General features: G+C 63.9%; 21 protein-coding genes and 1 pseudogene. 13 read left to right on the top strand and 9 right to left on the bottom strand.

Annotation, left to right across the window (positions count from 1 at the left end; translation table 11 throughout):
* Positions 1–94: 94 nt before the first annotated feature.
* From B2246_RS26505 to B2246_RS26490, 4 genes are all read right to left on the bottom strand, one after another.
* Positions 95–1,246, bottom strand: coding sequence for an OpgC domain-containing protein (locus tag B2246_RS26505; protein WP_186425902.1), 1,152 nt, complete (start codon positions 1,244–1,246; stop codon positions 95–97).
* Between the two features lie 109 nt (positions 1,247–1,355).
* Positions 1,356–1,940: a TetR/AcrR family transcriptional regulator gene (locus tag B2246_RS26500; protein ID WP_286881291.1), complete on the bottom strand. Its 585-nt coding sequence runs from the start codon at positions 1,938–1,940 to the stop codon at positions 1,356–1,358.
* Positions 1,941–2,108: 168 nt separating this feature from the next.
* On the bottom strand, positions 2,109–3,551 hold the full coding sequence (locus tag B2246_RS26495) for a dihydrolipoyl dehydrogenase (protein WP_286881292.1): 1,443 nt from the start codon (positions 3,549–3,551) through the stop codon (positions 2,109–2,111).
* Positions 3,552–3,688: 137 nt separating this feature from the next.
* Positions 3,689–4,420, bottom strand: a complete 732-nt coding sequence (locus B2246_RS26490) for a glutathione peroxidase (RefSeq protein ID WP_008645767.1) — start codon at positions 4,418–4,420, stop codon at positions 3,689–3,691.
* 248 nt (positions 4,421–4,668) lie between these two features.
* On the opposite strand from B2246_RS26490, the gene B2246_RS26485 reads away from it, so the two are divergent.
* The 3 genes from B2246_RS26485 to B2246_RS26475 all read left to right on the top strand — a co-directional run bounded on the left by B2246_RS26485 (position 4,669) and on the right by B2246_RS26475 (position 8,565).
* Positions 4,669–6,408 (top strand): dipeptidase, encoded by a 1,740-nt coding sequence (locus B2246_RS26485; RefSeq protein ID WP_286881293.1) that lies wholly within the window; start codon positions 4,669–4,671, stop codon positions 6,406–6,408.
* A 248-nt stretch (positions 6,409–6,656) separates the two neighbouring features.
* On the top strand, positions 6,657–7,889 hold the full coding sequence (locus tag B2246_RS26480; protein WP_008645771.1) for a molybdopterin-dependent oxidoreductase: 1,233 nt from the start codon (positions 6,657–6,659) through the stop codon (positions 7,887–7,889).
* 10 nt (positions 7,890–7,899) lie between these two features.
* Positions 7,900–8,565: a c-type cytochrome gene (locus B2246_RS26475; protein ID WP_286881295.1), complete on the top strand. Its 666-nt coding sequence runs from the start codon at positions 7,900–7,902 to the stop codon at positions 8,563–8,565.
* A gap of 10 nt (positions 8,566–8,575) precedes the next feature.
* Here B2246_RS26475 and B2246_RS26470 read toward each other — a convergent pair whose 3' ends face one another.
* Both B2246_RS26470 and B2246_RS26465 read right to left on the bottom strand, forming a co-directional pair.
* Positions 8,576–9,055: a nuclear transport factor 2 family protein gene (locus tag B2246_RS26470; protein ID WP_286881296.1), complete on the bottom strand. Its 480-nt coding sequence runs from the start codon at positions 9,053–9,055 to the stop codon at positions 8,576–8,578.
* Positions 9,056–9,178: 123 nt separating this feature from the next.
* Positions 9,179–10,945, bottom strand: a complete 1,767-nt coding sequence (locus B2246_RS26465) for an FAD-dependent oxidoreductase (RefSeq protein WP_286881297.1) — start codon at positions 10,943–10,945, stop codon at positions 9,179–9,181.
* A gap of 327 nt (positions 10,946–11,272) precedes the next feature.
* Between B2246_RS26465 and B2246_RS26460 the strand changes: the two genes are divergently transcribed.
* On the top strand, positions 11,273–12,805 hold the full coding sequence (locus B2246_RS26460; protein WP_008645781.1) for an acetyl-CoA hydrolase/transferase family protein: 1,533 nt from the start codon (positions 11,273–11,275) through the stop codon (positions 12,803–12,805).
* Between the two features lie 16 nt (positions 12,806–12,821).
* Here B2246_RS26460 and B2246_RS26455 read toward each other — a convergent pair whose 3' ends face one another.
* Positions 12,822–13,571 (bottom strand): AAA family ATPase, encoded by a 750-nt coding sequence (locus tag B2246_RS26455; RefSeq protein WP_008645782.1) that lies wholly within the window; start codon positions 13,569–13,571, stop codon positions 12,822–12,824.
* A 108-nt stretch (positions 13,572–13,679) separates the two neighbouring features.
* On the opposite strand from B2246_RS26455, the pseudogene B2246_RS26450 reads away from it, so the two are divergent.
* The 5 genes and pseudogenes from B2246_RS26450 to B2246_RS26430 all read left to right on the top strand — a co-directional run.
* Positions 13,680–13,871 (top strand): annotated as a pseudogene (locus tag B2246_RS26450) (DNA-binding protein); the annotation flags it as partial.
* A 121-nt stretch (positions 13,872–13,992) separates the two neighbouring features.
* Entirely contained in the window at positions 13,993–14,934 is a 942-nt protein-coding gene (locus B2246_RS26445; RefSeq protein ID WP_008645787.1) for a patatin-like phospholipase family protein, read from the top strand.
* Positions 14,935–15,007: 73 nt separating this feature from the next.
* Complete coding sequence (locus B2246_RS26440; protein WP_008645789.1) at positions 15,008–15,544, top strand: hypothetical protein; 537 nt, start codon at positions 15,008–15,010, stop codon at positions 15,542–15,544.
* A 139-nt stretch (positions 15,545–15,683) separates the two neighbouring features.
* The gene (locus B2246_RS26435) at positions 15,684–15,989 is read left to right on the top strand and encodes a helix-turn-helix transcriptional regulator (RefSeq protein WP_035883788.1); all 306 of its coding nucleotides are present in this window, start codon (positions 15,684–15,686) and stop codon (positions 15,987–15,989) included.
* Positions 15,986–17,287 (top strand): type II toxin-antitoxin system HipA family toxin, encoded by a 1,302-nt coding sequence (locus tag B2246_RS26430; protein WP_035883790.1) that lies wholly within the window; start codon positions 15,986–15,988, stop codon positions 17,285–17,287. Before B2246_RS26435 ends, B2246_RS26430 begins: the two co-directional genes overlap by 4 nt.
* Before the next feature lie 51 nt (positions 17,288–17,338).
* On the opposite strand, the gene B2246_RS26425 is transcribed toward B2246_RS26430, so the two are convergent.
* Positions 17,339–18,103, bottom strand: coding sequence for an SDR family NAD(P)-dependent oxidoreductase (locus tag B2246_RS26425; RefSeq protein ID WP_286881298.1), 765 nt, complete (start codon positions 18,101–18,103; stop codon positions 17,339–17,341).
* A gap of 145 nt (positions 18,104–18,248) precedes the next feature.
* On the opposite strand from B2246_RS26425, the gene B2246_RS26420 reads away from it, so the two are divergent.
* The gene (locus B2246_RS26420) at positions 18,249–18,851 is read left to right on the top strand and encodes a TetR/AcrR family transcriptional regulator (protein ID WP_286881300.1); all 603 of its coding nucleotides are present in this window, start codon (positions 18,249–18,251) and stop codon (positions 18,849–18,851) included.
* Between the two features lie 41 nt (positions 18,852–18,892).
* Positions 18,893–20,200, top strand: coding sequence for an MFS transporter (locus B2246_RS26415; protein WP_035883792.1), 1,308 nt, complete (start codon positions 18,893–18,895; stop codon positions 20,198–20,200).
* An 18-nt stretch (positions 20,201–20,218) separates the two neighbouring features.
* On the opposite strand, the gene B2246_RS26410 is transcribed toward B2246_RS26415, so the two are convergent.
* Positions 20,219–21,085 carry a LysR family transcriptional regulator gene (locus B2246_RS26410; RefSeq protein ID WP_017513109.1) on the bottom strand — a complete coding sequence of 289 codons (867 nt, stop codon included), beginning with the start codon at positions 21,083–21,085 and terminating at the stop codon, positions 20,219–20,221.
* A gap of 120 nt (positions 21,086–21,205) precedes the next feature.
* Here B2246_RS26410 and B2246_RS26405 point away from each other — a divergent pair, with 120 nt between their 5' ends.
* Together B2246_RS26405 and B2246_RS26400 are read left to right on the top strand one after the other, a co-directional pair.
* Entirely contained in the window at positions 21,206–21,628 is a 423-nt protein-coding gene (locus B2246_RS26405) for a VOC family protein (protein ID WP_008645798.1), read from the top strand.
* Between the two features lie 43 nt (positions 21,629–21,671).
* Positions 21,672–22,367, top strand: coding sequence for a fumarylacetoacetate hydrolase family protein (locus B2246_RS26400; protein WP_286881302.1), 696 nt, complete (start codon positions 21,672–21,674; stop codon positions 22,365–22,367).
* The last annotated feature ends 166 nt before the right edge of the window (positions 22,368–22,533 follow it).

The raw sequence follows: 22,533 nt of genomic DNA, 5'->3' as shown, positions 1-22,533 counted from the left end.
TTGCCGCTTGATCGCGCCCCTCTCCGATTTGCTTGGGATGGGGCGCGCATGACGCGCGATCAGAGGCGATCAGAGGCGATCACACGCGCGATGGCTATGCAGTGACGATCGCCGACTTCGCGGCCACCTTCTTCGCTTCCTTCCTGCGGCCATACCAGCCACCGACCACCAGCAGGATTGCCACCGCCACCAGATCGCCGCCCAGCGCCACCGGGCGCGTGGGCCGGCCGCCGGCGATGCCATAGGTAAAGCCTTCGATCGTCACCGACACCACGGCGCCCAGCACGAAGCAGAACAGGCTATGCCGGCCGATCTGCACCACCGGCCCCATGAAGCGGGCCACGCGCTCGACCCATCCCGCGCGCGCCGCCAGATAGACCAGCCATGCCAGCCCCAGGAAGCTGAGCACGCGCAGGAACGCCAGGCTCTGCTTCGGCAGCGGAAAGACCATCGATGGCAACCACGCCGGCAGCCAGGCCTCATACACGTGCGGACGCATCCACAGATACGCCAGCGCCATGCAGACCATCGTGACGATCACCGCGCCAATCGTGCAGGCCCAGCGCGCGATGTTCTGTTGCGGCAGCACGAAGTCCGGCCTCAGGCGTGCCAGCAAGCCCATGCCGAACATCAGTTGCCATGCGAACGGGTTGAAGCTCCAGCCGCGCGGCTCGCTGCTCGGCAACAGCGGCAGCAGCGCCGGCGCCATGATCCAGAGCGCCACGCTGCCGCAGACAAAGGCCAACGGATACTTTCTCGCCCAGCCGATCGCCAGCGGCGCCAGTCCAATAAACACCGCGTACATCGGCAGTACGTCCGAGACGAATGGCTGCCGCGCCAGCCCGATCACCTGGAACAGCGTTTCGATCGGTTGGGCCATGAACGCCGGTGCCTCGGTCGCGCGCACGGCGGGCGCGGGCACCTTGCACATCGCCAGCAGGAACCCGAACAGCAGCATCAGCACCCCGGTCAGCACGAAGGCCTTGTAGATCTCCCAGCTACGGCGGTGCAGGCGTTTGCTCGCGGCGCTGGCGCCCTGGCGGGCCTCCATCGCGAGATAGGCGGCGCCCGCCGAATAGCCGGCCAGGAAAACGAAGACCTCGGCGGCGTCGAAGAGCGTGAAGTTGCGGATCGTGTAGTCGGCCAGCACGCTGCCGTTGACATGGTCGACCACGATGAAGAGCAGCGCGATGCCGCGAATCAGGTCGACCTCGGTGCGCCGCTGGTTGTTGTTCACTGCGTTCACAGGCGTGCTTCCCAATGCAAACGGGCCGAAATTGCTTCCGGCCCATGTCTTATGCTACGGATTTTACCGTGGCATCAGGGTTAACGTGTACGCACTGTGTTTCAGTAGATTACGCTGCCGAATGTGCCGAATGTGCCGTATGCAGCCTGCCAAGCATCCGCCGCCCGGCATCGACCACGCCGCCGGCATGCGTGGTCTGGTAGCGGACGATCATGCCCTCGATGCAGAGCATGGACTCTTCCGCCACTTCGCGTGGACTGGACAGCCCCAGATCGCGCGCGATCCCGGTGACGAAGTCCTCCAGCGACGCCTTGTGCGCCACTGCCTGCGCCAGCAGCCGTGGGTCGTCACCGGCACCGCCGCCTGCCTCCGCGATCATGTTGATGAAGGAGCAGCCACGGAAATCCTCGGTGTCGAACCACTCGCCCAGCGCATCGGCCATGACATCGAGGTTGCCGCGTGCGGCCAGTCGCCGGGTCACCGCATCACGGAACCAGCCCATCCAGTAGTCATGCCGGCGCTCGAGATACGCGACGATCAGGTCGTTCTTGGAAGGGAAATGCCGGTAGAGCGACATCTTGGCCACGCCCGACTCGGCGATGATCCGGTCGATCCCGGTACCGCGATAGCCATCGCGGTAGAACAGGCGTGCTGCGGTATCGAGAATGCGGTCGCGCGCGGATGGGGTGGGCATGACGGGTGACAGGGCAAGACGTTGGCGTGGATAGGCGCCATTATAGGAGACAGATCTGTCTTGATCTGTCTCGATCTCTCTATATACGTCCCGCCAAATGAACAAGGGCCGGAAGCGAGACTTCGCTTCCGGCCCTCCCGATCAAGCCAGGCTCAGGCTGCCGTCCGATCAGGCGGCTTCCTGCAATTGCGCCAGCTTGGCTTGCGCATCACGCAGCGCCGTGCGCAAGCCCTCTTCCACCACGGGATGGTAGAAAGGCATGGCCAGCATCGCGGCAATCGTCAGCCCCTGCTGGTACGACCACGCCAGCAGATGCGCGATGTTCTCGGCGCGCGGGCCAATCCACTCCGCGCCAAGGAAGCGGCCCGTGGCGCGATCCGCGTAGACGTGCATCAGCCCCCGGTTCTTGAGCATCACACGGCTGCGCCCCTGATCCTCGAAGCTGACCTCGCCAGTCACGAAGCTGCCCGGCGTCAGATCGGCAAAGCGCTTGCCGACCATCGCGATCTGCGGATCGGAGAACACCACCGCGATCGGCGCGCGCCGCGTCAGCGGCCCGACCTTCGGCCAGAGCGCAGCGTTTTCGCCGGCAATCTTGCCTTCGTCGGCCGCCTCATGCAGCAGCGGCAGGACGTTGTTGGCATCGCCGGCGATGAAGATCGGCGACTCACCGCACTGGAGTGTCACCGGGTCGAACACCGGTACGCCCCGCCAATCGAGTTCCAGCGCGGTGTTGTCCAACCCAAGATTGTCGACATTGGGCTGGCGGCCCGTGGCGGCCAGCACGTAGGCAAAGCGCTCAGTCACGGTCTGGCCGTTGGCGTCTTCGAACGTGATAACGGCGTCGTCGCCCTCGCGTCGCATCTCAAGCACGCGCGCATCCGGCAACAGCGAGAATTCCTGGTTGAAGGACTTGGCAGCGTAAGCACGAATTTCGGGGTCCGACAACGGACCGACGCCGCCGCCGACACCAAACACGCGCACCCGCACGCCAAGCCGCGACAGTGCCTGCCCCAGTTCCAGACCAATCACGCCCGGGCCGAACACCGCCACGCTTTGGGGCAGGTCTTCCCACGAGAACACATCGTCATTGACGATCAGGCGATCTCCAAACACGCCAAAGGACGGCGGCACGGCAGGGCGCGAGCCCGTGGCGATCACCACGCGGCTAGCGCGCACGACAGTGTGGTCGTCAACCTGGAGGATCGTGTTGTCGATGAACCGCGCCTGCCCGACCAGGCGGTCGTCCTGGGGAATGCTCTCCACGCCGCGCACCACGAAGCCGACAAAGCGGTCGCGTTCGCTGCGCACGCGCTGCATGACTTCCCGGCCGTCGATGCGGACCGGGCCATCCACGTGCACGCCAAATGCAGCAGTGTGACGCGCTTCGTGCGCGGCTTCCGCCGCGGCAATCAGCAGCTTCGACGGCATGCAGCCCACGCGGGCGCAGGTCGTGCCATAGGCGCCGCCCTCGATGATCACGGCGCGCTTGCCGGCGGCAATGGCCGCGCGGTAGGCCGCCAGGCCGGCAGTACCCGCGCCGATGATGGCCACGTCGGTCTGAACGGTCTGGACAGTCTGAGCGGTCTGGGCATTCTGGTTCGTGTTCATGTGCGTTTCCTGTATCGATCGTCAATCGGCGTACGGGATGGCGCCGCCACATACGCGGCGCCATCGGATACGACGACTAGCAAGGGGGAGAGGTGCCCAGGACACCGGTCGGGGGAACCGGGCCCGGGCGAGGGAGATCAGCGAGCGAGGTACTGTTCGAGCGCTTCGGCGCCACCAACCAGCTTGCCGTTGATGAACACCTGCGGCGCAGTCATTTCGCCCGACACGGCGCCCAGCACCTTGCCGCGAATCTTGTTCTCGAGCGGCACGTCGATGTACTCGAAGCCGTTGTCCGACAGCAGTTGCTTGGCCTTGGCGCAGTGCGAGCAGCCAACCTTCGAGAACACCACCACCTGGTCCGGCTGTTTGGCGGTCGGCGCGATGTAGTTCAGCATCGTGTCGGCATCCGACACCTTGAACGGGTCGCCCGGCTCTTCCGGCTCGATGAACATCTTGTCCACCACACCGTCCTTGACCAGCATCGAATAGCGCCAGCTACGCTTGCCAAAACCGAGGTCGGCCTTGTCGACGAGCATGCCCATGCCGTCGGTGAATTCGCCGTTGCCGTCGGGGATCATGACGATGTTCTCGGACTCCTGGTCCTTGGCCCACTCGTTCATAACGAAGGTGTCGTTGACCGACACGCACAGGATCGCGTCGACGCCTTGCTTGGCGAACACCGGCGCCAGTTCGTTGTAGCGCGGCAGGTGCGTGGACGAGCACGTCGGGGTGAAGGCGCCCGGCAGCGAGAACAACACTACAGTCTTGCCGTCGAACAGTTCGGCCGTGGTCACGTCCTTCCACTCATTGTTTGCACGCACACGGAACGTGACGTTGGGAACGCGTTGGCCTTCACGGGATTGCAGCATCTGGATCACTCCTCTGGGTCAGGTTGGCGCCGCGTGTTGCAGCGATGGAGTGGATTCTGAAGATCCCAATGTGATTTGTACAATTCATCGTTTCAACCAACCCGATTGATAATTACTATTATCAATCGTAGAAAGGCGATTGATTTTCACTATCGACGAGTGATCTCCCTGCTTTCTTGCCGCACCGGGCGCCGCTATCATTCGGCCACCCAACAATGACAACCCGGACAACCGAAGGGACAAACCCGATGAATCGTCTGACTGCACGACTGCCAGCGGCAACCCTGCTGGCCGCCGCCCTGCTCGCCTGCCCGCTGACACCCATGGCGAACGCGGCGACCATCGCCAAGCCGGAGCTCGACCAACTCGTGGCCGGTGCCACGACAACGCCTCCTGCCAGTTTCAATGCCTTCCTCGACGCCGCGGTCAAGGCCGACCCGAAACTTGCGCCTTCCGTGCGAGCCTATCGGGCAAAGCGCCCGCTCACGGGCGACGACCTCGTCAACATCGGACGCCTGCTCGGCGTCTACAACCGCGTACACAACGGCGGTGCCGTACTCGACAGCATCAGCGAGATGGTGGCGCTGCGCACGGTGCGCGACGACAAGGTGCCGCAGCACGAGAACCCCGCGATCATCGAGTTCGGCAAGCTCGTGGAGCGGATGGCCAAGGACTTCGGCCTGCACTATCGCAACATCGACAACCGCGTGTTCGAAGTCACGCTGCCCGGCACCGGCAAGGACACCTTCGGCATCCTTACCCATGCCGACGTGGTGCCCGTGGTGGCCGACGAATGGGTACTCGACGATGGCACGAAGCTCGACCCGTTCAAGGTCACGCGCGTGGGCGACTACCTCTACGGACGTGGCACGATCGACGACAAGGGCTCGATTGCCGCCGCCCTCTACGCGATGAAAACCGTGCGCGAAAGCGGCGTGCCGCTGGCGCGTTCGATCCGGCTGATGATCGAGACCACCGAGGAAACCGGTGGCGACGGCATGAAGTACTACCGCGAGAAAACCGCCCTGCCCGAGTACAACATCGTGCTCGACAGCAAGTACCCCGCCGTGGTCGCCGAGAAAGGCTCGGGCGCGCTGACCGCGCGCTTCGCGGATCAGACGGTGGACGGCAAGCAGGCGGCCATCGTGGCCATGAGCGGCGCGGCCTCGGCCAACGCGATTCCTCAGACGGCGACGGCACGCATCAGCGGCGGCGACCTGGCAGCCGTGGCCGCCGGCCTGGAAAAGGCGCGCGCCGGTTTCATCGCCCAGCATGAGGCCCAGGGCAAGTTCTCGATCGACATCGCGCGTGACGGCGACGTCATCGTCGTGAAGGTGACTGGCACGTCCGCCCATGGCTCCCGCCCCGAGGAAGGCGTGAACCCCGTGCCGCGTCTCGCGATGTTCCTGCAGTCGTCGGGCGTCGCCTTTGCCGACAACCAGTACGCCCATGCGATCCGCTACCTGACCGACCTCTATGGCACCGACTATCTCGGGGAAAAGCTCGGTGTGGCCTATCGCGATGACTTCATGGGTCCGTTGACGATCTCGCCGACGCTGATCCGCGAGCGCGGCGGCAAGCTCGAAGTCACCGCCAACGTGCGGATGCCACGCGGTTCAACGCCCGATGCCTTGCGCGCGAAGATCGCCGAGCGCGTCCAGGGCTGGGCAGCAACCACGCACACCGCGCTGGAGATCCAGCACGAACAGGGCGACTGGATGGCCCGGGATCCCAAGGGCGCCTGGCTGGCCACGTTGCTGAACATCTACGGCGATACCACCGGGCTCGAAGCCAAGCCCGTGCCGACCGCCGGCAGCACCACGGCCAAGCTGATGCCGAACGCGATCAACTTCGGGCCAGCGATGCCGGGCAAGAAGTACACCGCGCACAACGCGAAGGAGTACAAGGAAGTGCCCGACCTGAACCTGGACATGCAGATGTTCACGGAGATGCTCGTGCGCGTTGGCAATCTGAAATCGATGCAGTAAGGCCGCTCGGCTGGCCGTGCCGGGATACATCGAAGCGGTGCGGCCAGCTAAACGGATCCGCTAACGGATCCGCTTAGCGGGTTGCTTAGCGGAGTCGTAACGGGTCGTTTAGCGGGAATTCCTCTTGTTGTTATCGATTTAATCTGTTTTACATGGCTTGCGGCACTGAATAGGCTTTATCCCCGTCCTCACCCCCGTGTGTGCGCCCCCGCGGCCACGGCCCAAGATAAGAACGACGGAGACAAGCCATGGAGAATCGAGTCCGGCGACGCCGGTTTCTCAAGCAGGCTGGCGCGCTGACGGCCAATGCGGTCGTCGGCACCACCGCCCTGAACGCCCTCGCCGCCAGCGGCGACAAGCAGGTCCAGCTCCCCTTCGACAACGGCGCGCGCGAGCTTGTGGCGTTTCCGCAGAAGCGGCCGCTGATCCTGCTGACCAGCCGGCCTCCGCAGCTGGAAACCCCGTTTAGCGTGTTCAACGAGGGGATTCTGACGCCCAATGACGCGTTTTTCGTGCGTTATCACTGGAGCGGCATTCCGACCTCGGTCGACCCACAGACCTATCGGCTCCGCATTGGCGGCAAGGTGAAAACGCCGCTCGAGCTATCGCTGGCCGACATCAAGGCTATCGCGCAGCCGGTGGAAGTCGTCGCCGTCAACCAGTGCTCGGGCAACAGCCGTGGCTTTCTTGCTCCGCGCGTCAATGGCGGCCAGCTCGCCAACGGCGCCATGGGCAACGCGCGCTGGACCGGCGTGCCGCTGAAGGCCGTGCTCGAACGAGCCGGCGTGCAACCCGGCGCTGTCCAGGTCAGCTTCAATGGCCTCGACCGGCCACCACTCGACAACAGCCCCGACTTCGTCAAATCGCTCGATATCGACCAGGCGCTCGATGGCGAAGTCATGCTGGCGTGGTCCATGAATGGCGAAGACTTGCCGATGCTCAATGGCTACCCGCTACGGCTGGTGGTGCCGGGCCACTACGGTACGTACTGGGTGAAACACCTTTCCGATATCACCGTTCTCGACAAACAGTTCGACGGCTTCTGGGTGCAGAGCGCCTATCGCATTCCCGACAACGCCGGGGCCAATGTCGAACCCGGCTCGGCACCGGCACGCACACGCCCGATCGGGCGCTTCAACGTGCGCTCGTTCATCACCAGCCTGACCGAAGGCGCGACGGTCCCGTCCGGACGAGAGACCGTGGTAAGAGGCATTGCGTTCGACGGCGGCTACGGTATCGCCGAAGTCGCCTTCTCGGCCGACGGCGGCCGAAGCTGGACGGAAGCCACGCTCGGCCAGGATCTCGGCAAGTACTCGTTCCGCGAATGGCGCGCCGCATTCCGCCCGCCACGCAAGGGGGCCTATGACCTCCGGGTGCGCGCGGTCAATCGTATCGGCCAGAGCCAGCCGATGACGGCGTTGTGGAATCCGGCCGGCTACATGCGCAACGTGGTGGAAACCACGCGCGTCAAGGCAGTCTGAGGAGCCCGCCATGCAAAAGACCCCTTGGACCCCTTGCAGCCGCTTCCCGGCACGGCGCCTTGCCATCAGCCTGGCGCTGATGCTCTCCGCACTGCCCGCCGCGCACGCGCTGGAAATCCAGCTTCCCCCCGAAACCGCAAGCTATCAACCCAGCGAACTGCCCGGCTATCGGCTGGTGCAGCAGAACTGCATGACCTGCCATTCGGCGCAGTACGTGTCGACGCAGCCGCAGTCGCTGGGCCGCGCTTACTGGGATGCCACCGTCAAGAAGATGAAGACTGCCTTCGGCGCGCCACTGCGCGACGAAGACATCCCGGTGATGGCCGACTATCTGGTCCGGACCTATGGTGCGGAACGCCAGACGACCGCCGCCGCGGCCGTATCGCCTGCTCCCGCCGCATCGGCAAAGCCAGCGCCAGCCAAGGCACACGACGCCAGCAGCCTCCTCGCGACCAACAACTGCCTCGCCTGCCACGCCGTGGACAAGAAGGTGGTGGGCCCCGCATTCCACGATGTTGCCGCGAAATACGCCGGCCAGGCCGATGCCGTCAACACCGTGATGCGTAGCATCCGCGCCGGAGGCAGCGGCAAATGGGGAAGCGTGCCGATGCCGCCGTTCGCGGATGTCAGCGACGCCGACCTGCGCGAACTGGCTGGCTGGGTACTCGGGCGCTAAAGGACGGCGTTCAGAAGCCCAGGTCGCTCAGGCCCGGATGGTCATCGGGCCGGCGACCGAGCGGCCAGTGGTACTTGCGATCGCTCTCGCGGATCGGCGCGTCATTGATGGATGCATGACGCTGCCGCATCAGGCCGTACTCGTCGAATTCCCAATTCTCGTTGCCATACGAGCGGAACCAGTTGCCCGAATCATCGTGCCACTCGTAGGCAAACCGCACCGCGATGCGATTGCCCTCGTACGCCCAAAGCTCCTTGATCAGCCGGTAGTCCAGTTCCTTCTGCCATTTGCGGGTAAGAAAGGCCTGAATCTGCTCGCGGCCATGCACGAACTCGGCACGATTGCGCCAGGCGCTGTCGATCGTATAGGCCAAGGCCACACGGGCCGGATCGCGCGTATTCCAGCCGTCTTCGGCTGCACGCACCTTGGCGATGGCGCTTTCACGGGTAAACGGCGGCAGCGGCGGCCGGACTTCGGGGACGTTCGACATCGAGGGACTCCTTCCTGCGTGTGATCAGATGGGGGTGATACAGATCTGTCTACACAGTGTATGTAGACAGATCTGTATGTCAAGCAGGAATGCCCCGACTCCGGGATACGGCGAGTCAGCCGATCACATGCGAACAGCCAGGGCGACGGGTTGCAGGTCCGCCAGATACCGGTGGATCTGCGCAACGACCGCCGCGCCCTCACCCACGGCGGCGGCCACGCGCTTGGTCGAACCGGATCGCACGTCTCCGATCGCGAACACGCCCGGCACGCTCGTCTCAAGCGTGAAGTCGGCGCGTTCGGTGCAGGAGCGATGGGCCTCGTATCCGGTCAGCACGAAACCCTTGGCATCGGTCTCCACATTGCAGGCGCGCAACCATTCGGTGTTGGGCGCCGCGCCGATGAACAGGAATACGTGGCGCATCGGCACAGAAATGCAGTCGGCACCCTGCGTTTGCTCCCGATAGCGCACGATCGACAGCCACTCCTCGCCCTCCAGCGCGGTGATCTGGGCGTGCGTGTGCAATGTGACGTTGGGGAGGCTGCGGATGCGGTCGATCAGATAGCGCGACATCGTTGCCTCGAGCCCTTCGCCGCGCACGAGGATGTGCACCTCCCTGGCGTGGGACGCCAGGAACACCGCTGCCTGGCCGGCCGAGTTACCGCCGCCGACGAGCATCGCGTGTTCGTCCTTGCACAGCTTGGCTTCTACCGGCGAAGCCCAGTAGTAGACGCCACGGCCTTCATAGCGATCGAGCGAGTCGATCTCCGCGCGACGGTACTGCGCGCCGGTGGCGATCACAACGGTACGCGTGGGAATCTGACGACCGTCCGACAGTTCGATCCGGATCGGATTCTCACCACAATGCAACGCCTTTGCTTCCAGTGGAATCGCCAGATGCGCACCGAACTTGAGCGCCTGGACGAAGGCCCGCCCCGCCAGCGCCTGCCCGGAAATGCCGGTGGGAAAACCCAGGTAGTTCTCGATCCGGGCGCTCGCGCCAGCTTGCCCGCCCGGCGAGCGGCAATCGATCACGGCCACGGACAACCCTTCGGACGCCGCATAGACGGCCGTGGCCAGCCCCGCCGGGCCTGCGCCGACGACGATCACGTCATAGACATGCTCGGGATCGAACTCGGGAACCAGGCCAAGGCAACTGGCAAGCTGGCCCTCATCCGGCGCGCGCAGGATGCTGCCATCCGGGCAGATCACCATCGGAAAATCGCTCTGCGGCGCATTGCTGAGATCGAGCAGACAGGTGGAGTCGTGATCCGTCTCGATATCGATCACCTTGTGCGGGTGGCCGTTACGACGCAGGAACGCCTGCAGCGCCAGCAACAAGGGCTGCGTGCCACGTCCCACAAGCACCGGGCCACTGCCGCGCTCGATCAGGCCAACCCGGCGCAGGATCAGCGCCCGCATGATGCGCTCGCCCAGATCGGCCTCTGCCACCAGCAGCGCGCGCAGGCGCTCGGGGACAATCACCAGCGCGACGGTATCCTCGATGGCCAAGGCGTCGACCAGCGCCGGCTTGCCGGTCAGTTGCCCGACCTCCGCCAGAAACTGGCCGGGCCCTTCCTCGGTAATGGTGCTGCGGTTACCCAGCCCGTCCCGCTGGATGATGCGCGCGCGGCCGGACAGGACGACGTACATCCCGCGCCCCACGTCGCCCGTCGAGAAGAGCATCTCGCCAGCGCGCCACGATCTGACTTCGCCGAAACGGTGAATGCGCTCGATTTCGGCCGCCGTCAGCGTTGGAAACATCTGGTGGCTGCGGGATTCCAGTAGCGAGTACGGCGCCTCCAGCCCGGAAACCGGCTCGTGACCACCGTCGCCACCCGAGGTATCAGGATTGGCATCGGTCTCCGATGTCGCCCGCGTCATCTCCATGCTTCCCCCTTGCAATCGTGTGGTGGCCGGATGCTCCGGCCGCGCAAGGATTGATGGTAGTCATGCCTCGCGCCTCGCACCAAGTACACATGAAGATTTTAGGCAGCGGCGGCAGGAAAGACCCGCCGGATCACCTGCCCCGCGGCGGAAATGTCGAACTCGCCGTTCCATGAAAAAACCGACTTGATACCAGTGATTTAAATCATGGTGAGAATATTAAGCGGTAGCTACACTGTGCTGCGCGCCTGTTGACACGCAACGTCCGCCGCGATTCACAAGGTCCGCTGGCGGAGAACCAGACAGCCCCCAAGCAAGCAAGGAGACGAGATGTACCGCGATCGCATTCGCCTGGCAGACCTGCAGAACAGGATCATGTCGGCCGATCAAGCTGCAGCACTGATTCAGGATGGCATGACGGTAGGGATGAGCGGGTTCACCCGCGCAGGCGACTGCAAGGCCGTACCGGTGGCGCTGGCGCGCCGCGCTGCCACCGATCCGCTACAGATCACGCTGATCACGGGCGCATCTCTCGGTAACGACACCGACAAGATCCTGGCGGAGAGCAATGTGCTTGCCCGCCGCCTGCCTTTCCAGTCCGACTCCACGCTGCGCCGCAAGATCAACGACGGCGAGGTGATGTTCATCGACCAGCATCTGGGTGAAACCGTCGAGCAGCTACGCAGCGGCCAGATCGCACCCGTCGATATCGCGGTTATCGAAGCCACGGCTATCACCGAGACGGGTGGCATCGTGCCCACCACGTCGGTCGGCAACTCCGCCAGCTTCGCGATGATGGCGAAGAAGGTGATCGTCGAACTGAACCTGAACATGCCGACCGGGCTGGAGGGGCTGCATGACATCGCGTTCCCGGTACAACGCCCGTATCGCCAGCCAATTCCATTGATCGCCGTCGAGCAACGCATCGGCCTGCCGTACATCCCCGTCGATCCGTCGCGCATCGCCGCGATCGTGATCACCCAGCGCGACGACAGCCCGTCGAACGCGCTGCCGCCCGATGGCGAAACGCGCCAGATCGCCGGACACCTGAATGCGCTGCTCGATCGTGAAGTGCGCGCCGGACGGCTCTCGACGTCGCTGCAGCCGCTGCAGGCCGGTATTGGCACGATCGCCAACGCCGTACTGCACGGGCTGGCCGACTCGCCGTTCCATGATCTGACCATGTACTCGGAAGTCCTGCAGGACAGCACGATCGCGCTGATCGACGCAGGCAAGCTGCGCTTTGCCTCGGCATCGTCGATGACGCTGTCGGCACCCGTGTATCGCCGCGTGCTCGATGATATCGAGCGCTACAAATCGCGTCTGATCCTGCGCCCGCAAGAGATCAGCAACCACCCCGAAATTCTGCGCCGCCTGGGCCTGATCACGATCAACACCGCGCTCGAGTGCGACATCTATGGCAACGTGAACTCGACGCACGTTGGCGGCACGCACATGATGAACGGTATCGGCGGCTCGGGCGATTTCGCGCGCAATGCGTACCTGTCGGTGTTCGTCACCAAATCGGTGGCCAAGGACGGCAAGATCTCCAGCATCGTGCCGATGGTCTCGCACGTCGACAACAGCGAGCACGACGTCGACATCCTCGTTACCGAACACGGACTGGCCGACCTGCGCGGACTGGCACCGCGCGAGCGAGCGCTGCAGGTCATCAACAACTGCGCCGACCCCGCCTACCGCGACGGACTGCTCGACTACTTCCGCCGCGCCTGCCTCCGTGGTGGCCAGACGCCTCATCTGCTCGAGGAAGCGTTCGCCTGGCACATCAACTACCGCGAGCAAGGCACCATGCAGCCGCAGGGACAGCTTGGCAAGGCCGCCAACGAAGCGCTGGCGGCCTAAGCCAAGGCCTTGCCCTTCAGTCTTCCATCAACACCCGGAGCATCCGCTCCGGGTCGACCAGAAAGTCACGCGTGATCTGGTAGTGCTCCGTGTCCTGATAGGCGATTGGCTCGATGCCGCGCGCCGAGCACTGGTAGATGCATGCATCGGGATAAGCCATCAGGATGGGCGAGTGCGTGGCGATCACGAACTGCGATCCTTCCCGCACCAAGTCGTGCAGCCGCGAAATCACCGCCAACTGCCTTGCCGGCGATAGCGCAGCCTCCGGCTCGTCGAGGATATAGAGCCCCTTCCCCTGGAAGCGCTCGGTCAGCAGCGTCAGGAAAGCCTCCCCATGTGACTGCTCATGCAATGAGTGGCCACCATACGAGTTGATCACCGGCGCGCCTAGCCCGGGTTCCGCATCAAGCCGTTCAATCTCCGTTGCAACGTTGTAGAAGCTCTCCGCGCGCAGGAAATAGCCCGTGCGCGGCCGGCGGACGCCTCTCGCGATGCGCAGGTACTCGTGAAGATCGGAATGCGACGCGCGCGTCGCGAAACTGAAGTTGCGACTGCCGCCTTCGGCATTGAAGCCGAGCGCCACCGCAATGCCTTCCAGCAGCGTCGACTTTCCGGAACCGTTTTCTCCAACAAGGAACGTCACGCCAGGGTGCAAATCGAGCGTCTCCAACTCGCGCACGGCTGGCAACGAGAACGGATAGCGATCGAAGCCCGGAACCTTGTCCCGAAGCAAGGTTACGCGGCTGACGTATTGGCTGGACAGCATGTGCTTGGCGAGGAAGTCATTCAGACGACCGCAATGTTTGCACATCTTGCTCCGCCCCCTTATCTGCTGGCCAACTTAAAGGCTGCCGGAAGCCTTTCTAGGCCGTTAATTGCACATTTCAATCTGCATGAGCTGGTTGAACGCCTGGGCGCAGACGGATGCGATGATGCGCTCACGGCTGTCGGCCTGCCGGGTCGCCTTGCCTTGCTGTTCACGCGCGAAACGCCCTGCGCACGCGATGCCATTCTGAGTGCCCTTGCCGAGGTTTGGCGAATCGCACCGTCCGCGCAATTGACCGAACTAGTCGCATAATTGCCGGTGCCATCCCTTCCCTTTGGGACTGCCCGGAAGTGGCCTATGCTGTCCTCACGACCATCACGCGACAACATTGACGGGCGCCCCGCCTTTCATACCGATATCCATGGAAAAGACTGCATTCGTATTCGCCGGCGGTGGCAGCCTGGGCGCCATCGAGGTCGGCATGCTGCGGGAACTGGTGAAATGGGGTGTGGCACCGGACCTTGTCATCGGCGCATCTGCGGGCGCGATCAACGGGGCCTACTTTGCATGCAACCCCCATGCCGAAGGTACCGCCCGGCTGGAATCGCTGTGGCGGAGCATCACCAGGGCGGAAGTCTTGCCATGGTCGTGGCGCAGCATGTTCGGGATGATCGCTGGCAACCGGGGACACCTCGTGGAATCCTTCGGCTTGCGGCGCCTGCTCAATCGCAACTTTGGCGCGGCCAGGCTTGAAGAGTCCGCCGTACCGCTTTATGTGGTCGCCACGGACATGCAGACAGGTGCCGAAGTCGTGCTCTCCGCGGGCAACATCGTCGATGCAGTGCTGGCCAGCGCCGCCATTCCCGGTGTCTTTCCGCCGGTGGAAGTCGGTGGCCGCAAGCTGATCGACGGTGGCGTCGCCAACAATACCCCTGTATCCACCGCCATCCGGCTGGGCGCAACCCGCATCATCGTGCTGCCAGCCGGCTTTGCCTGCGCCGAACGCAGGCCGCCACGCGGGGCCGTCGAGCACGCCTTCAATGCCCTGTCGCTGCTAGTGGCGCGGCAGCTCGTGTATGACCTGGAACGCTGGTCGGAGCGGGCCCAGATCGCGGTGGTGCCACCGCTTTGCCCGCTAGATATCTCGCCTTATGACTACACTCGCTGCGGCGAACTGATCGAGCGTGCGGCCGAGGCAACGGTGGCCTGGCTGCGTGCCGACGGCCTGTCCAGCCGACGCGTGCCGGGCGCGCTGGAGCCGCACACGCATGACGAAGCGTCGCCAAGCTGCAGCACGGACCTGCTTGGCCCCGCCAGTGGGCACGCTCATGCCAAGCAGCATGGGCACAGCCATCCACACTGATATCTCAAGCGCACGCAGCAGCTGGCCGTAAAATCGTGGCTGACCAATCAAATTCAGAAGCCACAGCTACTCGATGAAGACGTTTGCCTTGTTCTGCGCCGCCCTGCTAACCAGCGCGGTAACCCACGCTGAAACCCTCAATACTGCCGCGCCGCTCGGCGTCGAACTGGGAAAAACGACGTGCGCGCGTATGCCGTCGGGCCCCAATCGCACCAAGACCGGCACCTCGCCCTGGGCTGGCGGCGACACCATCGAAATCCGGAATCTGGAACGATTCAAGCTGCCAGGCCTGACCAAGGCGACGGTCAACTGCGACCAGCATGACACGGTGGCGCTCGTCACCTTGAACTTTGACCGGTCGGCAATGGACGATGTCGTCCGGCAACTCGATGCGCGGTATGAGTCCAAACGCAAGACCGATGCCAATGCCGAGAATGGCTATGCGGAATGGGCGGCGGCAAACGGCGGCATCGAAATGCTCTACGCCCGCGATGGCAAGGCGCTCGTCGTGGCCTACTGGGCCAAGGGCGCGAAGGCCAAGTACTTCTCGTACAGCTCGACACGCGATAAGCAGCCGCCTGCGGCCACCACCCCACAAGGTCAACTCTGATCTTGCTCAGAATCTTGGGTGCAACGATCTATTAATGATCATTTTGACCGAAATGATCATTAAGCTACTCATCTCACCTTGAAGAACGCGCGACAACTTGCTACTCTTTCTATGCATTTACGCATAAATGAGTAGTATAATGAGCACAGCCTTACAGAGCGAACTAGAATCAGCCCGTCGTGCCGCCGGCGTCAGCCAACAGGAACTCGCGTCACGGGCAGGCCTGTCGCGGATGACCGTTCAGCGCACGGAAAGCCATGAGATCGATCCCAGGCTATCCACCGTCGTCGAAATGGCACGCGCCCTGGGCATGGACGTCATGCTTGTGCCGACGGTGCTACGGCCAGATCTCGAGAATTTCGTCCGCGCCGGTGGCAAGTATCTCGCCCAACCTCCGGGCGGCGATGCCCCGCCGTCGGTCGTCGACACCCTGATCGCGAAATGACCACGTCGATCCGCTACCTGCGCCTGTTTCTCTATACGGCTACCGGGCGCCGTGGCATCGGCTACCTGTCCCAGTATGGCGACATCCTCCGGATCTCTTTCGACCGTGATTACATCGAGGACGAGAATCGCCCCACGTTGTCGCTCGGATACGTCGGCGAGACAGAGGCGGCTACGCGGGCGATCCTCACGGCGCTACGGGACGTCCGAGTGGTCCGCACGGATGGTCACTGGCCGGTGTTCTTCCAGAACCTCCTGCCGGAGGGCCACAATCGCGAGCGCCTGGCCAGCGAGCGCGGTTGCAGCACGGAAGACGAGTTCGAACTGCTGGCGGCGGCCGGTCGCGACTTGCCGGGCGCCGTGGAAGTCGAACCCGTTCCGCCTGCCGAAGGCGTGCCCCAGATCGTGCGCAACTGGCACACCGCCCTAGGGCTCGATGTGCTGGAACCCGGCTTCGTCGAAGACCCGGTGGAAGACGCCGCGGCCATCCCCGGCGTGGTCACGAAATTCTCGGCCATCCAGCAGGGCCGGCGTTACGTGGTCAAGCGCCACGGCGAAGCTGGTGACTTCATCCTCAAACTGCCATCGACGCGCCATCCCGATCTGGTCGAGAACGAATTCACGGGTTACCAGCTATGCCGGGCCCTAGGGCTCGATTGCGCAGAGGCAACAGTCATCTCGCGCGAGGAAGCCGAGCTACCCGAGCAGGTGCCCTTCCAGCGCATTCTGGCCGTCAAGCGCTTCGATCGCGCCCCTGGCGGGCATCGCGTGCACATGGAGGAGTTCGCGCAGATTCTCGGGTACGCACCGCGGAACAAGTACGGTCGCGCGCTCGCGCTCGACTACGGCAATATGCTTCGCGTCCTCGATCGACTGTCGGCGCGCCCCGCACCCGACGTCCAGGAGTTCATCAAGCGTTTCGTTGCATTCCTGTTGATGGGCAACACCGACGCCCATCTGAAAAATTGGGCAGTCCGCTATCCGGACGGCCGGGCGCCTGTCCTCTCGCCGCTCTACGACCCCGTATGCGTGACGGCGTTTTTCGACGACGTTCCCGTGACGGACTACGGCATCAATCGCGCGATCGACAAGACCCTGCGCGCCTATACGTTCGACGACCTCGACGCCATGGTGCGCTCCGCCGGCCTGCTCAGGCGCTCGCGCCTGCTGTCGATCGCGAGGGAAACCGTGCGTCAGGCTCAAGCCGATTGGCCACGCATTCTGGAGGACGCGCCCGAAGGTGTCCGCCGCGCCGTGTCGGAGCGTCTCGCCGGTGGCGTGGCACTGACCCGGGCCTGACGCCAAATGCGCTAAATGCGCCAAGTGCGGACACAGTGCCCGCTACCTGGATCAGGCCGTAGCGCCGCCGTCGAGCCCGATCGTCTGCCCGGAGATATAGCGTCCCGCGGGCGATGCCAGCAGCACGGCCAACCCCGCCACGTCGTGCGCCTCGGCAATGCGCCGCATCGGGATGGAAGCAGACAACGCCTTCTCGCGGTCGGGGTTGCCCCATAGCGCATCACGCGAAAAATCGGTGCGGACCGGACCCGGATTGATGCTGTTCACATTGATGTTGTGCGGTCCGAGCGTATGAGCGAGGCTGCGCATCGCCAGATCGACGGCCCCCTTCGAGATGCTGTACAGCGGCAACAGCGCGGATCCCCGACGTGCCGCGATGCTCGACATGAAGATGATCGAGCCATCGTTGCGGGAAATCATCTGCGGCGCCAGTGCATTGACGAGCACGAGATTGCCGCGCACGTTGCCCGCCATCACCGCGTCGAAGTCCTCAGGCCCCTGCTCCAGGATTGAACCGGCCACACCACTGCCCGCAGCATTCAGGATTAACGCGTCCACGCGGCCGAACGTCTCCAGCACCCGGTCGGCAAAGGCCCGCACGCTGGCGGTATCGGCGATGTCGCAGGCGAGGCCAGTGGCGTCGATGCCCTCCGACTTCAGTTCGGCGGCAACTTTTTCGCTGACCGCCGCGTCGCGCCCAGACACCACCACCCGGGCCCCGGATGCGCCGAGTGCTCGCGCCATTTCCAGACCCATCCCCTTGGTGGACCCCGTGACGACCGCGACGCGGCCGGACATATCGAAGAGCTTGTACATGAGTGGAACTCCCGTCACTGATCAGGTTAGGTAGATGTCGATTTCGCAATTTGAATGACGCTCAACATCTATTGAATAAAGTATGTTCATCATCTAAACTCGCGTCAAGCAAGGATTCACGATCGGGAATGAAGGAGATCGTTATATGGCGCGCGCATCACGAGCGGTTGCAGAGCAGCACAAGGCAGCCATTGAAGCGGCATCGGCCCGGCTGTTCCGGGAACATGGGTTGCATGGCGTGTCGGTCGCGCAGGTCATGGCCGATGCCGGGCTCACCCATGGCGGGTTCTACGGCCACTTCCCTTCCCGGGACGCGCTGGTCGCCCGGGCCTGCGCCTTGGCGTTCGAGGAGTCGGCGACACGCTGGCGGCAACGCATCGATCAGGCGCAAGGTGACCGGAAAGCGGCACGCCGGAATCTGGTCGTGCAATACCTGAGCACAACCCATCGGGATGCAGCAGGCCGGGGATGCGCCGCCTCGGCGCTCGCCGGCGACGTGGCACGCGAGGCCAGCGACAAGCCTGTACACGATGCGTATCTGCACGGCCTCAAGTCACTGATCGACATCTGGCAGTCCACCGCGCCGGATGGCGACGATGCCGCCAGCGACTCGGCACTGGTCGATCTCGCCACACTGGTCGGCGCCATCACCATCGCGCGTGCAACGCGCGGCGACGCCCTTTCCGACGACATCCTCGCCGCAGCCCGAGACCGCCTGCTGGCCAGCCACGAACCCACAGACGCCTGACCGCAGGCCGCACCCATTCTCATTGCCCCCAGGGGAGACCCATGTTTGCACAAGCCCTATCGAACCGGCTCGACCGGCGTGGCATCCACTATGCGTGGATCGTCGCAGCCATCACGTTCAGCGTGATGCTCACCACTGCCGCCGCGCTCGGCCTGCCCGGCGCCTTTCTCAAGCCGCTGACCAGCGAGATGGGCTGGAGCACGGATCAGGTCTCGTCGATCCTCGCGGTGCGGTTTGCGCTGTTTGGTTTGATGGCGCCGTTCTCGGCGCTGCTGATGGATCGCTTCGGCGTCCGCAACGTGGTCTGCGTGGCGCTGGCGTTGATTGCCGGGGCCATGGCGCTGGCCACGGTATCGACGCAGCTTTGGCAGTTGTTCATCGCGTGGGGGCTGATGCTCGGTATCGGGTCGGGCATGACGGCGATGGTGCTTGCCGCGCTCGTCGCCAACCGCTGGTTCACGGCGCGGCGCGGGCTGGTGATCGGCATGTTGACCGCCAGCTCCGCCACCGGCCAGCTTGCATTCCTGCCGGCGGCCGCCTGGCTGATCGAACACATGGGCTGGCGCTTTGCCGTGCTGCCGGTGCTGTTTGCCTGCGGCACGCTGGCGCTCCTCGTGTTCGCCTTCATGCGCAATCGCCCCGCCGACGTCGGCCTGGTGCCGTTCGGGGAATTGCCCGGCACGGCGCCCGCCGCCACGGCACCGGCCATGCCGCTGACATGGCGCGGGCCGTTCGTGGTGTTGCGCGACGCGGCGCGCACACAAACGTTCTGGATCCTGGCTGGCACCTTCTTTATCTGCGGGCTATCGACCAATGGCCTGATCCAGACGCACTTCATCGCGCTATGCGCGGATTTCGGGATGTCGCCGGTACCTGCCGCATCGGCACTGGCCATGATGGGCGCGTTCGACTTCGTCGGGACGATCCTCTCGGGCTGGCTGTCGGACCGCTATGACAACCGCAAGCTGCTGTTCTGGTACTACGTGCTGCGTGGGTTGTCGCTGTTCTGGCTGCCGCACTCGGAGTTCACGCTCTACGGTCTGTCGGTGTTCGCGATGTTCTATGGACTCGACTGGGTGGCCACGGTGCCGCCGACGATCAAGCTGGCTGGCACCACATTCGGGAGAGAACGTGCTGCGATGGTATTCGGCTGGATCTTCGCCGCGCATCAGATCGGCGCGGCAACGGCGGCATTCGGTGCGGGACTGTCGCGCACGGCCTGGCTGACCTACTCGCCGGCGCTTTACGTGGCCGGTGCCGCATGTATCGTCGCCGGACTGCTCGCATTGATGGTACGGCGCCCGGCCCCTCGGGCAGATGGCGTCACGCCGCAAGCGGCTGGCGCCTGAGCGCGCCGGAAGGCAACACTAGCGTTCGTGGCAGGCCGCCACGAACGCATCGATCAGCGCTGCCGCGCTGGCACGCTTCAACGCCGATTGCCGGACCAGCACGCCGATCTCCCGATACATCGGCATACCCGGCATCGGCACCTGCTCGACATTCGGGGTCTGCGCCAGCGGCACAAGCTCGCAAGGAATGATCGCGCAACCGAGCCCCTCGCCAACCATCTGCAGGATGACTGCAGGCTCGTCCAACTCCATGCCCTCGCGTACCCAAAGGCGGTGCCGTTTGAGATAGCGGTCCACGAGTTGCCCGCCGGTCGAGTGGCGGTTGTATCGGATAAACGGGACTGTCGACAGCAGCGTCTTCAGGTCGGCCGGCGCCCCCTTCGGCGCCACCGCCACGAAGCGCTCCTTCACCAGCGGCACCCACTTCAGTTCGGGTGGAATGCCGAGCCGCGGCTTGACCAGCACCGCAATATCCAGCTCTCGGGCATCGACCTGCGTCAGCAACTGCGTCGACATGCCCGGCACGATATTGACGTGGGTGTCAGGAAACGCGACGCGAAAACGTTGCATGGCACGCGGCAACAGACTGGCCTGAACAGTCGATACCGCCCCCAGATCCAGCGGCGCCGTATCGCGCTGCAGTCGCGCGCCCTTCATCGACTCGTAGAGCGCAACGATGCGCGAGGCGTCCGCCAGCATCTGCCGGCCTTCCTCGCTCAGGGTCACCGATTTGCCCGATCGATCAAACAACGTGCAGCCGAGATCTTCTTCCAGCCGGCGGATCTGGGTGCTGACGGCCGACTGCGTCAGCCCGAGCCGCGCGCCGGCGGACGAGAACGAACCGGTTTCGGCGGCAACGAGAAAGGTCTTGAAATAGCGGAGCAAGGCGGGATTCAAGCATCGAAATTTTCGATGCTCAGTCAAAAAATGATTCGTTTCATATTACGAGTTCTGCTGATTACAATCAACGACGCCTTCACGCATCCATGGAGATAACGCCCCACCATGAACGCCATTCCCTTGTTCCACCTTGCCTTTCCCGTGCACGACCTTGCGGCTGCTCGCCACTTCTATGGTGAACTGCTTGGCTGCCCGGAAGGCCGCAGTTCCGACGCCTGGATCGATTTCAACTTCTACGGCCATCAGGTGGTGGCGCACCTGTCCCCCGACGAGTGCGGCCACCGCGCTACCAGCGCCGTGGATGGCGATGACGTGCCCGTACGCCACTTCGGGGCGATCCTGCCGATGACCGAATGGGAAGCCCTGGCCGACAAGCTACGCGCCGCCGGCACCCGGTTCGTGATCGAGCCGCACGTGCGCTTCAAGGGTCAGGTTGGCGAACAGGCCACGATGTTTTTCCTGGACCCGTCGGGCAACGCGCTGGAGTTCAAGGCGTTCGGCGACATGAGCCAGGTATTCGCGAAGTAACACCCCCACACGATTCACCCATCCCAAGACAATCCAGCGAGACATGACCGAATTCGTCATCCAGCCTGCCCCGCAGGCCAGCGTAGCCGTGGCGGGTAGCCAGGCCCGTTTCCCTATCCGCCGCGTGTTCTGCGTGGGGCGCAACTACGCCGCCCACGCACGCGAAATGGGCAAGGACCCCGATCGCGAACCGCCGTTCTTCTTCACCAAGCCAGCCGATGCCGTCGTGGCTGCTGAAGGCACGGTGCCGTATCCGCCGTTGACGGAGAACCTCCACCACGAGATCGAGCTTGTTGTCGCGATCGGCAAGGGCGGCACGAACGTCAGCCCGGCGCAGGCACTCGACCTGGTGTGGGGCTACGCCGTGGGCGTGGACATGACGCGCCGTGATCTGCAGGACGTCGCCAAGAAGATGAGCCGCCCGTGGGACTGGTCGAAGGCCTTCGATGCGTCAGGCCCGTGCGGTCCGCTGCATGCCGCATCCAGCATTGGCCATCCGTCCAAGGGCGCGATCTGGCTCAAGGTCAATGGCGAAACGCGCCAGGAAGGCGACCTGACCGAACTGATCTGGCCCGTTGCCGACGTGATTGCCTATATCTCGGAAGCCGTTGCTCTGGAACCGGGTGATCTGATCTTCACCGGCACGCCGGCAGGCGTCGGCGCTCTGAACCCCGGCGACGTCGTCAGCGGTGGTGTCGAAGGTATCGGTGAGATCACTTTTACTATCGGCAAGCGCTAAAACATCACATTCGCGTAGTGCCAGACGGCGTTGCTCATTTCTCGTGAGCAACGCCGTTTCTCCTTTGTATTCATGCAATTACGAACACTTTAGAGCGATTGCTCGAGTTCGAGCATAGCAATTTCTCTAAATTCTCCTTGCCTATCTATCTAGTAGTAGATAATAT

Origin of the sequence: Cupriavidus sp. UBA2010 (assembly GCF_002335265.1) — a bacterium.
Classification (GTDB): Bacteria; Pseudomonadota; Gammaproteobacteria; order Burkholderiales; family Burkholderiaceae; genus Cupriavidus; species Cupriavidus metallidurans.
This window is presented reverse-complemented; position numbering and strand designations above follow the sequence as displayed.